An 11,207-nucleotide genomic window follows, 5' to 3' on the forward strand; every position below is an offset into this window, starting at 1 on the left:
CTTACACAACTGCAACATACTTTACTCTGCTGGGTACAGAGTGATTTCTATTCCTGCGCCAATTGCTGAAATACGTAATAAAGTATCGGCATGTAACGCTTGAGAATAGCATTTAGGTGACGCGCCTGAATTAAAGCCAATGTCAAAAGTACGCTTTGTACAAGACAACCACTGTTTCAATCCAGCTTTAGTACAAGACTCTATTAATTCACATAGATGGTTAATTGCTTTATCGGGACTAATCACATCAGCATTGGCTTCAATTCGTGCTAATTGACGATATTCATCTTTGTCATAGTGCAATATCACAGCATCTTTTTTAAGGTCACTCACTAATGCACTAATGTCATGTTTAGATTCTAGCTCGAGATCCACGTTTAAAAACTGAATTTCTGACATGTTTTCTGATTTACCTTATGTAGTATAAAAATTAACGGTGCTGCAAGGTAAAGTGTAACCAAGTAACGCCATGCTGGCTATAACAAACTCACTCTGCGACAATTTAACGCAGTGACAGTACCTAAAATTACCGTAAACTGACATTATTAAAAACTCGACACTAAAATAGAGATGATCAAAAACTTATTGAAGCCTGCGCGTAAAATACATAAATGGTTAGGGTATTTGCTTGCATTGCAAATTTTTGCATGGTTATTGGGTGGGCTTGTGATGAGTGCAATCCCATTAGAGAAAGTCCATGGCAAGCATTTAGCTAAACGCCATATAGATTCCCCCTTTTCTCGTCAACATTATACTGCTGACTTAAATTTACTTACAAACACCATGTCACAGCTCACATCTGTGTCATTTATTCATTTTCTTGATACACCCGTCATTAAAGCGATTGGTCAACAGACACATTGGTTTAACGGCATCAGTGGCAAAGTACTCGCGCAACCGATTGAGCAAGATATTCATAAACAGGCTTATTTACATTATTTAGGCAAAGGAAAAATAGCGTCATCACATTATTTTGCATCCGGACCAAGAGAAATCGGTTATAAAAAGCATGTCTGGCAAGTTACCTTCAATGATTGGCAAAATACAACCATTTACCTCAATGCCCACAGTGGTGAAATAATCACTATTAGAAGCAATATATGGCGTATTTTTGATTTTTTTTGGATGCTCCATATTATGGACTACGATGAAAGAGATGACTTTAACAACCCCTTATTGATCAGTTTCGCGACGATAAGTGTATTATTTTGCTTAACTGGCATGTTGCTTCTTTTTCAATCCCGCCCACGTAGGAAGCGCAACATACGTAAAGCCTCGTCGTAACACTCGGCACTCAGATCTTATTTGTACAGGCGCAGGAACGTAACTAGGAAGATGTGAAAAGAGGGCTCAGCCTTCAATGGTCGGTTATCAATGTAACGCAACAAATATTGCTATTAACCATATTAGTTGCTAATTTCTACACATAGTAATGACATTTGACCACTAGGTACTATTAATGAATTTTCACTCTTGTGCTATCTTTTCTGCGGGCTTAAGTCTGTCTTTAATGTTACTAACCGGGTGTGGTGGTTCAGGTGGCAGTACAGCTGATAGTCCAGCACAAAATAGTACAACACCAAACAGCGCCACACCGCCCGACGCAACTTGGCAATTTGGTCAATTTACTGCTGCTGAAAACTTTATTAATTACTGCTCAAATCCTAGAACAGGCATTGACCCTTATGAAAACCAGCCTTTTCCTGATCAAGCTGGCTCAATACAACATGAAAAAATGTGGCTACGTTCACTCACTCACTCAACCTATTTATGGTATGACGAAGTAGAAGATAATGATCCTAATAACTTTGACAGTGTGTCACAATATTTTAATTCTTTAAAAACATTTCAAACTACCCCTTCAGGTAATCAAAAAGACCAATTTCATTTTACTCAAACTTACGATGCTTATAAAAAAGAATCTCAATCAGGCGTATCCTCTGGTTATGGGCTTCGTTGGGCTGCAATAAGTACTAAGCCCCCTCGAATATATCGCGTTGCATATATGCAAGATAACTCTCCTGCGGCCTTAGCTGGGTTTAAGCGCGGCGACACTATAGTCGCTATTAATAACATCGATATAAACTCAAATAACACAGAAGCACTCATTAATGGGCTCAGCCCAACTAACGGAAGCACTCACACATTTACAATCTCACGTTCCGGACAAACTGAGCCAATTGATATAGCGGTTACCGCAGGTGATATTGCCTTGTCGCCAGTGCAAAATGCTAAAACCTTTACTGCAGGAGAAAAAACGGTTGGTTATGTGCAATTCAATCAGTTTATCAGTGCTGGGCAAGCGGGCTTAATCTCGGCTTTCAACCAATTTAACAACGCCAATGTCAACGCGCTCGTCCTAGATATGCGTTATAACGGGGGTGGCCTTGTTGATATGGCAGCACAGCTTGGCTATATGGTCGCTGGAGCAAGTAATAACACCTTTAGTCAAACCATTCACAATGATAAACAATCAGCAAAAAATCGCAGCGTTGGGTTTGAGCGAAGAATGATAAATTGGGATACGCTGCAGTACACTGATACAACCCTACCTAGCCTCAACTTAGAAACCGTATATATCCTCAGCACTGCCAGCACCTGCTCAGCAAGTGAACTTATCATCAATGGACTACGCGGTATCGATGTTAATGTAGTACTTATTGGTTCGAAAACATGCGGTAAGCCATATGGTTTTACTCCAGCTCCAAATTGTGGCCAAGTTTATTACACCGTACAGTTTAAAAGTGCAAATGCGAAGGGGTTCGGAGACTATGCGGATGGATTCACGCCAATCGATGGTGACCTCGGTGCCACAGAAATAGGCTTAACGGCAAATGTATCAGGCTGCACTGTAGCGGATGATTTTACGCAGCCACTAGGCAATCCAAATGAAGCCCAATTACAAGCTGCATTAACACATATAGAAACAGGGGGTTGCCCTGTATCACTTGTTAATCGCCCTACTCAACAGAGCACCGCATCTAATCACAATAAAGGGGTTAGTTTAACGCTCCCCAATGCCATTTGGCAAAATAATACTATCTATACCATTATTAATGAGAAAAAATAATGGCATACGCAATAAAAGCCTCTTATTATGCACTCGTTTTACTCTGTGTTGGGTGTGAGCAGACCCCCACACCTGACCCTCAGCCGGCCATAATAAAAAAGACCACAGTCCAGATGAAAAATGAATTGCAGCATGCAATCGTTACCCTCAAAGGGGGGCTAACTCCGCGTTTGGCCGACAACGTATTTACCACCAGCAGCACGTTGTTACTTGAAAGAGTTAATAATCTAGCCAGTCCACTTCAGCATGCAATAATCGCTATGGATATGAGCAGTGTTTCTCGCTTTGAGTTACAAAAACGCGGTGAATTGTGTGTTCTATATTTCTCGAGAACACATAACTACGTACCTTTGGAAACCGTTGTGTGTGAACCGCTTCAGCTTGACTTAAAGTAATCCTTAAATACTCTGCATAATGCTTGCACTTTTGCGGTACGATGAACCGAAACATGTGTTACCAGCCAAAAATCTAGTGGCCAAGTTAACTCCTTTTCTAGTATTGGTTGAATACGATGAGATTGTTTAGCAATGTTGTGCTGTAGCCCACCAATTCCTAAACCACTATAAATCGCGCGTGCGGCTTCGGCTGTTTCTGAAACTCGTATACATATTTGTGCCGCATCTATCTGTTTATCCACCCAATCAAAATATGGCACCATTGCATTAAACCCTGCAACCCCTGATACAAAATGATGCTGCGATAGTTCTGCTTTTGTCTGTGGTATGCCCATCCGTTTGATATAATTATCTGATGCATATAACCCCGCCGTCGTTGAACATAGGTGCTGGACTATATAATCTGGATCGCTCGGTTTATCTCCAGCTCGGATTGCGATATGGGCTTGACCATGATCTAAACGAAGTCGTCGTTGCTCCAAGATTATTTCTAACTGTACTTTTGGATGTTGCTTTTGAAATTCAAGGCATGCTGGGCTTAACATTTCCACAATACCGCTAACCGTTGTCAGAAATAATCGGCCACTCAAAGTCGTATCTGCAGCAACAATTTTATGATGCAACTGGCCCAGTGTATCTTCAATAGCCGTACCAGCTTGCAATAACTGCTGACCAGCCTCTGTCACCTGATATCCGCGAGCATGTCGATGGAATAATCGTGTGTTGAGCTGGGATTCAAGCTGATTAATACGTCGCAATACCGTACTGTGGTGAATACTTAAGGCGTGAGCTGCCGCGGTTAACGTACCTTTTTTAGCTAAAACATATGCAATATGAATATCTTGCCAATCTTCGATTTTACCCATTATATAAAATCACTATTTATTTAATTCCTGAATATGATACATTCTCGAGTTATGACTTTTTACTTATTTCGTCAAGATTGATACATAATTACCTATCTAAATCTAGGGACTCTATCCAGAATGGATACTACAAGAAACTATCAGCAAGACACGCATATTTCACCACAATTACCTCATGCTTTTTATTGCTGTACATTTTCAGTCGAGCATTATAATGATAGCCAATTCTCTCTCCATGGAGTGAGTTTTCCAGAGAAACTGAAAACCGCTGTTGCCAAGCGTCGTGCTGAATTTTTAGCTGGCCGTATATGCGCAAAGCATACACTTGAAAAAGCAGGTGTGAGTAACTTTCCGTTACTAAGTGGAGAAGACAGAGCGCCAATTTGGCCATCTCATATTACAGGAAGCATAACCCACACACGTCATATTGCTATGGCTGTAACCACTTCAAACAGTGATGTACTTGGTATTGGTATTGATATAGAGCGGCTAATGGATGCAGAGCAAGAGCAAAAGCTAAAATCACAAATTCTTCATCCTGCAGAGTCAGCCATATTTTCACGTTTGAATGAGCACACAAACCACCCTTTAACCCTCATATTCTCTGCGAAAGAGAGTATCTTTAAGGCCTTATATGCGAGTGTAGGGAAGTTTTTTGGGTTTGAAGCGGCTAAATTAGTCACATTTACTGCTAATGAACTAGAGTTTAGCATCACTGAAACATTGTCAGAGACCGTGCCTCAACATACGGTTGTTAAAGTGTTTTACCAAACCACCTCTGAATTTGTATTTACTGAATGTGAATTTAGAGCCTACCGATAAAGCACAAAAAACCAGTCCTAATTAGACTGGTTTTTTTAGATTGGGCATTACATTACTGACGCTTAACTTTTACACGCTCTGTTGTTGTAATTGCAGCTTCAACACGACGATTCTGCGCATGCGCAGCGAGCGTATTCGCGGTGTTCAGTAACCGCTCTTCACCGTAACCTATTGTTGATATACGCTGAGCATCAATGCCTTTAGCTACCAGCTGCTTTGCAACGCGGTCGGCACGCTTTTTCGATAACACTTGATTATACTTTGCATCTCCTACAATGGATGCATGACCTTCAAGTACAACTGCTGCGTCTTGATGCCTATTCAGAAATGCGACAACTTCATCAATGTCATTCAGATAATCTGATGATACAGATGAGTTATCATGTGGAAAACGCACTAACAACTTCACGTTTACCGTTTTCTCTTCATACTTACTACAACCGTTAGCATCAACCGCATCCATCATCGGAGTATTACTACAACGATCTCTTGAGTCGAGCACGCCATCCTTGTCTGAATCTTTCTTAGTAACAACGGGCGCTTTCACTGGTGCCGGCGCTGCTTCAACTTTTGGGGCTGCTTTAGTTGTGCCAAAGAAATAGTTAATACCTAGCTTCGCCCCCACATCCACATAGCTTCGCTCTAAGCCTTGATATACTGACGTCTCTGCATTCACAAATAAATTATCACTAAAGTGGTGACGGTAGCCAGCTCCTACATTTGCAAACGTATTACTATCAAATACATCTACTGATTTAATACCAAATATCCCGTAAAACGGGCCGCCGTCAAAGTGATATAAAGCATCTAAACCAAAACGTTCACCATCTTGTGAGCCCGTACTCGCACCAGATAAATCAAAATCCATATCGGCATACTCTAAACGCGCACTCCAGTAGTCATTAAAGCGATAGCCTAACTCAGCCCCCCAACCCATAGAGTCGTCAACATTTACGCCGCCAGTGTTTGCCCCTAGCGTGTTTTCCCAACTCGCATCGTAATAATCACCAAACACTCCAAAGTGTATACCTTCTGAATGCTCTTTAGCCGATACTGTCGATGCAGCAGTCATTGCAATTATTAAACTAATATATTTAAGTTTCATCATTTTTTCCCGTATTTCATCAACGTGAGCGCAGATCGCCCTTCAATTTGGCTTTATAATAGTAGAACATTTCTTAATCTTTACTTAACATTTCAAGATAATATATTCCTAATACAATTATCCTATCTGACGACCAAATAATGTCTTGTAGAGCCCCTGTTCTGCTGAAAGTGCTTCATGACTTCCTGACTGAGAAACTCGGCCATCATCTAAAACGTAAATAAGGTCTGCTTGTCGTATGGCGCTCAATCGATGGGCAATAATCAATGTGGTCCGGTTCGATAAAAAATCTTGTAGGTTACGGTGAACTTTACTTTCAGTTTCTATATCTAGCGCTGAGGTTGCTTCATCTAAAATAACAACTTTAGGGTTTGCTAATACCATTCTTGCTATGGCAAGGCGTTGTTTTTGTCCGCCAGATAACCTCACCCCATTACGCCCAACTCTCGCGTCAAGACCATTACCTAAAACTCTGATAGTGTCATCCAATTCAGACACCTTTAGCGCTTGCCACATCTCCTGCTCAGTATGTTCTCTTCCCATCGTCAAATTTTCCCGCACGGTTGCATTGAACAAAATAGGTTGTTGTAATACCGTCGCTATATTCTCCCGTACTGTATGATAGCCAACATCCTCAATTGCGGTGTCGGCAATATATATTTGCCCTGATTGCTTTTCATATAGCCCCAGTAGCAGCTGAACTAAGGTCGACTTCCCTCCTCCAGACACAGCAACAACCGCGACTTTTTTGCCAGCGGGAATATCCAAAGTCACGTTTTGCAATACTGGTTGCTCTTCGTTATAACCAAAGTCCACATTGCTAAAATGGATACCTATCTCTTGTTGCTCAAAGACTCTCGATTGCTTAGCAGGCGCTGCTCGCTCAGTAGCAAATGCAAATACTTGGTTGAGTCGTTGTAATGCTGCTGACGCTCCGTAATATGCGTACTGGATCCCCAATAACTCTTGCACAGGCCCCATCATGAACCATAAATATCCAAATACCGCAAAAATTTGTCCTACCGTGAGATCAGCAAACACCACCATAAGCATGGCTATAGCCCGGAAAACTTCAAAGCCAAGTAAAAATACGGTAAAGCTTAATCGACTTACTGCATCTGTTTTCCATTGTGATTGAATAGCAAAATGCTTCAAGTCTGCAGCTGATTCCCTGACGTGTGAAAAATATGCACCTTCTCTGCGTACAGCTTTAAGCTGTGAAATTGCATCAAGCGTTTCCACCAAGGATGATTGAAATGCTTCGAATGCTGCATTTTCATCTTTTTTTAAGTGCTTGATCCGCTTACCAAACTGTCGTGAGAAATAAATAACCGCGGGGTTTAATAACAAGATAGTCAACCCCAAAGTAAAATCAATCCATAGCAATACCGCCGCAGTCCCAATGATAGTCAGTAAACCAATAAGAAACCTTGATAAAGTTTGGCTTATAAATGTATCCAGCGTTTCAACATCGGTAATACACCGAGAACTAATCGCACCAGCTCCTTGTGTTTCATATTCTTTTAATTGCACTTGTGGTAAATGATCGAGTAATTGCTCCCGAATCTTAAGGCTAATGTCTTTGCCAATGAAGGTAAACTGTCTTGACTGAAGGACGCCTAATATCAGCGCCCCGAGTCGCATCAGCACCACGCCCAGCAAAACGACTAGAATATATGCCGTTGGTTGATGCCATTGAGCAGGTAAAAACTGATTTAAAAAAGCAATCGCAGCTCCAGGGTGACCAAGCAGTACCTCGTCAACCAATAATGGCATCATTAATGGGATCGGCACACTTACGAAAGCGGCTAAAAAAGCAATAATATGAGCAGTGAACAACGGTTTCTTGTGCGCAATAACTTGCTGTCGTATATCCTGCCAACTAAGAGATTTTTTCATATCAATCCTTACCTGTTACGTCCCACAGAATGTTTGATAACCCGTATCAGAGTTAGCTGTATGAACAAACTGATCTGGTACACTCTTATAATTGTAAGGCGAATTCAAAATGGGTAACCATTGAGTCAATAATGGGCTATGACCTAATTCATTAAACTCTGCGATAACTTTTTCAATGAGTTGATTTCGTGGTATCATTGATGGATTTGTTATTTTCATGCGTTGCAAGACGTCACTTCGTTCATATTCACTCACTCGTAATTGCCATTTCACTATCCAACTATCAAGTTCACTAGGGACTAAAAATAACGCATCACTTTTTACTTCCATAGCATTGGTTAATGCGGCAAATGTATTGGTGTAATCTAATTTCTTCGAATTCATTTCTGATAAAAGTTCAGACAGCAATTCATTATCAGAGTCTTGCCATACTAATATGCCAAGCTTGCTCGCCCACATATCTTGATAGGCCTCATTAAACTCTGCGGAAAATTCGGCTATCGCAGCAGATAACATTTGTAATGCAGATTCTTCATCTGAGTCAATTAATGGCATTAATGACTCTGCTAACCGTGCACAATTCCAGTTTGCCATATTTGGCTGATTACCAAATGCGTATCGCCCTTGTTTATCTATAGAACTAAAAACCTGATTAAAGTCGAAACGCTCCATCATGGCACATGGTCCGTAATCTATTGTTTCTCCACTAACTAAAGTGTTGTCAGTGTTCATTACCCCATGTATAAAACCGACTCTCAACCAGTGAATCACAAGTTTAATTTGAGCACTACACACGGCTTTTAAAAACTCGATAACACGTGTATTACCGCAACTCACTATATGTGGATAATGCCGCGCTATAGCATCGTCCATTAAGTTTCGTAATCCATTGGTATCGTTATGTACTGCTAGATACTGAAAAGAGCCCACTCTGATATGACTGCTTGCAATGCGGCTCACTATTGCTCCGGGCACAACCTCATTTCGTATAACGGATTGTCCCGTTGAGATGACCGCTAGACAATAAGTTGTGGGTACATTTAATGCAGCCATTGCTTGGCTCATCACATACTCTCTTACTGCGGGTCCCAAAGCACACAACCCATCCCCTCCTCGTGAAAAAGGAGTTCTCCCAGAGCCCTTCAACTGAATATCAAATAATTGGCCATTAGAATCGGTAAAAGCCCCTAATAGATGAGCTCGGCCATCACCTAAAGTTGGGTTAAAGTGCCCAAATTGATGACCTGAATAGGCCAGTGCAGTAGGTGGGCTACACACGCTTTGTACACTGCCTGTTAATATTGCCTTCGCATCACTTTTCGCAACTGGAATATTTAAAGTATTAACTAATACCTCATTCCATAAAAGTAACTCTGCTGACCGTACGGTTGCGGGCTTGCTAGCAACCAAAAAATCGTCACTAATATTGTTGTACCGTTGAATTAACTCCATCACAAACTCTCTTATTCTGGTACTTGATTATCACCAATGCTAAAGGCCACCAATTGGCTTAAAGCTTGTAAAGACCAATCACTTTCATTTACCAATGTATTAAAAAAAGCCTGGGCAGCCCCTAAGGATTTCTTACTTTGTAAACCCCCTTCTATAATCTCATGCGCTCGTAAGTACGCCTCCACATCTCGGCTGAGTAAAAAAGTATCTTTGCCCATAGCTCTGAGTGCGAAAGGCCCTGTATTACCACCTAATCTGGCACCATGCTTTTTTAAATAGTCCCACAATCCAATTATATTATCCGTAGGCCACTGTGCAATGAAATGAGAGAATGACCCGTGAGATTGCTGTATTTCGTGGATCATGTAGCAATTATCAGGAATTGTCTGAACCTTCTTATAGTTTCGAACAATGCGTTCATCTGCTGATTTTTGTTCTAAAACCTCAGGAGACATCATCAATAATTTATTGATCTCAAAGTCCCAAAATACTTCTCTAAAGCCATGCCATTTAGCGTTAATAACAGACCAATAAAAGCCACTTTGAAACACTTTTCGAGTGAACTCTTCTAGCCATAAATCATCCTCAATCAACATCAAATCTGCTGTTGTAACTGGACTATTGATTAATGACATAAGAACTTGTTCAGACCCTTTTCGTGCACAAGCCCTTTCATATATATTCGAAAACTTTTCCATTATTCTAAGTAACCCTATTTCGAAAACGTAAATGATTATCTATAGTTATAATAAAGCGTCTACAAGGCACCTTATGAGAATTCTGTTTAGCATTTTTCTATTTATTAGCTCAAATGTTCACAGTGAGCCGTATGCTAGGCAAATTAATATTACCACAGGTCAATGGCCACCCTATATTGATCAATCAAAAGAAGATCAAGGCTGCGTCGCTTCCTTGATACGAGATGCTTTTGCACTATACGATATAAAAACACGATTTGTTTTCATGCCATGGGAAAGAGCATATAAAGATGGCATGAAAAAGGAGTTCATTGGAAGTGCTTATTGGTATTTTAGCAAGCAACGCAGTGAAGATTATATATATACTAAACATGCTATTACTGAAGAAGTAAGTCGATTTTACCACCTGAGTAGTTTACCACTAAAGTTAACACGCTACTCAGACTTGAAGCCATACACTTTGCTACTCAATAAAGGGCTGACGTACCCCGATGAATTACTTGAAGCAATTAGTGAACATAATATAAGAACAGTGGAGTCAACTTATACTGACAAGAATATTCCATTCCTTTTGCGTAAACGCGCTGACATTATGATCATGAATGAAAACACCGCTCAAGAATACAAGCGTTCATTGCCAGTATCAAAACGCTCTGCTATCACATCTCAAAAGAAGCCCGCATATATTAAACGAGGTTTTTTACTGATCAATAAAACACATCAACAATATGCTATTTTATTTGACCAAGCTCTGAATACTCTATGGTCAAATAAAGATTACATTAAGCACTACGAACAGAATTGTTCTAAGATCGGTATACTGACACACGCTCTAGAGTGATTTAATCATAGGATTCACTCTGCTATTTTAAGGCATGCTTGAATCTAAAGGACCGTGTC

11 protein-coding genes are annotated in these 11,207 nt (G+C 40.6%); 5 read left to right on the plus strand and 6 right to left on the minus strand.

The features are described 5' to 3' along the window. Positions 1–21: 21 nt before the first annotated feature. A complete protein-coding gene (locus J8L97_RS16190) occupies positions 22–399 on the minus strand; it encodes a hypothetical protein (protein WP_211051165.1) in 378 nt (125 codons plus the stop codon). A gap of 171 nt (positions 400–570) precedes the next feature. On the opposite strand from J8L97_RS16190, the gene J8L97_RS16195 reads away from it, so the two are divergent. From J8L97_RS16195 to J8L97_RS16205, 3 genes are all read left to right on the plus strand, one after another. Further along, positions 571–1,284 carry a hypothetical protein gene (locus J8L97_RS16195; protein ID WP_211051168.1) on the plus strand — a complete coding sequence of 238 codons (714 nt, stop codon included), beginning with the start codon at positions 571–573 and terminating at the stop codon, positions 1,282–1,284. A gap of 175 nt (positions 1,285–1,459) precedes the next feature. Then, positions 1,460–3,070, plus strand: a complete 1,611-nt coding sequence (locus J8L97_RS16200; RefSeq protein WP_211051182.1) for a S41 family peptidase — start codon at positions 1,460–1,462, stop codon at positions 3,068–3,070. Further along, a complete protein-coding gene (locus J8L97_RS16205; RefSeq protein WP_211051184.1) occupies positions 3,070–3,465 on the plus strand; it encodes a hypothetical protein in 396 nt (131 codons plus the stop codon). The genes J8L97_RS16200 and J8L97_RS16205 overlap by 1 nt, the downstream gene beginning before the upstream one ends. On the opposite strand, the gene J8L97_RS16210 is transcribed toward J8L97_RS16205, so the two are convergent. Continuing rightward, positions 3,447–4,331: a LysR family transcriptional regulator gene (locus J8L97_RS16210; RefSeq protein WP_247688705.1), complete on the minus strand. Its 885-nt coding sequence runs from the start codon at positions 4,329–4,331 to the stop codon at positions 3,447–3,449. The genes J8L97_RS16205 and J8L97_RS16210 overlap by 19 nt on opposite strands. 120 nt (positions 4,332–4,451) lie before the next feature. Between J8L97_RS16210 and J8L97_RS16215 the strand changes: the two genes are divergently transcribed. Further along, positions 4,452–5,153, plus strand: coding sequence for a 4'-phosphopantetheinyl transferase (locus J8L97_RS16215; protein WP_211051186.1), 702 nt, complete (start codon positions 4,452–4,454; stop codon positions 5,151–5,153). Positions 5,154–5,205: 52 nt separating this feature from the next. Here the strand turns inward: J8L97_RS16215 and J8L97_RS16220 are convergent, their stop codons facing one another. From J8L97_RS16220 to J8L97_RS16235, 4 genes are all read right to left on the minus strand, one after another. Beyond that, on the minus strand, positions 5,206–6,258 hold the full coding sequence (locus tag J8L97_RS16220) for an OmpA family protein (protein ID WP_211051188.1): 1,053 nt from the start codon (positions 6,256–6,258) through the stop codon (positions 5,206–5,208). A 117-nt stretch (positions 6,259–6,375) separates the two neighbouring features. After that, positions 6,376–8,157, minus strand: coding sequence for an ABC transporter ATP-binding protein (locus J8L97_RS16225; RefSeq protein ID WP_211051190.1), 1,782 nt, complete (start codon positions 8,155–8,157; stop codon positions 6,376–6,378). A 15-nt stretch (positions 8,158–8,172) separates the two neighbouring features. Continuing rightward, positions 8,173–9,609: a YdiU family protein gene (locus tag J8L97_RS16230; protein ID WP_211051198.1), complete on the minus strand. Its 1,437-nt coding sequence runs from the start codon at positions 9,607–9,609 to the stop codon at positions 8,173–8,175. A gap of 11 nt (positions 9,610–9,620) precedes the next feature. Next, positions 9,621–10,307 (minus strand): DNA-3-methyladenine glycosylase I, encoded by a 687-nt coding sequence (locus J8L97_RS16235; protein ID WP_211051192.1) that lies wholly within the window; start codon positions 10,305–10,307, stop codon positions 9,621–9,623. Positions 10,308–10,380: 73 nt separating this feature from the next. Between J8L97_RS16235 and J8L97_RS16240 the strand changes: the two genes are divergently transcribed. Beyond that, positions 10,381–11,148: an ABC transporter substrate-binding protein gene (locus J8L97_RS16240; protein ID WP_211051194.1), complete on the plus strand. Its 768-nt coding sequence runs from the start codon at positions 10,381–10,383 to the stop codon at positions 11,146–11,148. Positions 11,149–11,207: the final 59 nt, after the last annotated feature.

It is taken from the genome of Pseudoalteromonas sp. MMG012 (genome assembly GCF_018100875.1).
Lineage (GTDB): Bacteria > Pseudomonadota > Gammaproteobacteria > Enterobacterales > Alteromonadaceae > Pseudoalteromonas > Pseudoalteromonas aurantia.

Coding starts and splice junctions, on each gene's coding strand:
- J8L97_RS16190 (WP_211051165.1), bottom strand. CDS start 399: ATGTCAGAAATTCAGTTTTTAAACGTGGATCTCGAGCTAGAATCTAAA.
- J8L97_RS16195 (WP_211051168.1), top strand. CDS start 571: ATGATCAAAAACTTATTGAAGCCTGCGCGTAAAATACATAAATGGTTA.
- J8L97_RS16200 (WP_211051182.1), top strand. CDS start 1,460: ATGAATTTTCACTCTTGTGCTATCTTTTCTGCGGGCTTAAGTCTGTCT.
- J8L97_RS16205 (WP_211051184.1), top strand. CDS start 3,070: ATGGCATACGCAATAAAAGCCTCTTATTATGCACTCGTTTTACTCTGT.
- J8L97_RS16210 (WP_247688705.1), bottom strand. CDS start 4,331: ATGGGTAAAATCGAAGATTGGCAAGATATTCATATTGCATATGTTTTA.
- J8L97_RS16215 (WP_211051186.1), top strand. CDS start 4,452: ATGGATACTACAAGAAACTATCAGCAAGACACGCATATTTCACCACAA.
- J8L97_RS16220 (WP_211051188.1), bottom strand. CDS start 6,258: ATGAAACTTAAATATATTAGTTTAATAATTGCAATGACTGCTGCATCG.
- J8L97_RS16225 (WP_211051190.1), bottom strand. CDS start 8,157: ATGAAAAAATCTCTTAGTTGGCAGGATATACGACAGCAAGTTATTGCG.
- J8L97_RS16230 (WP_211051198.1), bottom strand. CDS start 9,609: ATGGAGTTAATTCAACGGTACAACAATATTAGTGACGATTTTTTGGTT.
- J8L97_RS16235 (WP_211051192.1), bottom strand. CDS start 10,307: ATGGAAAAGTTTTCGAATATATATGAAAGGGCTTGTGCACGAAAAGGG.
- J8L97_RS16240 (WP_211051194.1), top strand. CDS start 10,381: ATGAGAATTCTGTTTAGCATTTTTCTATTTATTAGCTCAAATGTTCAC.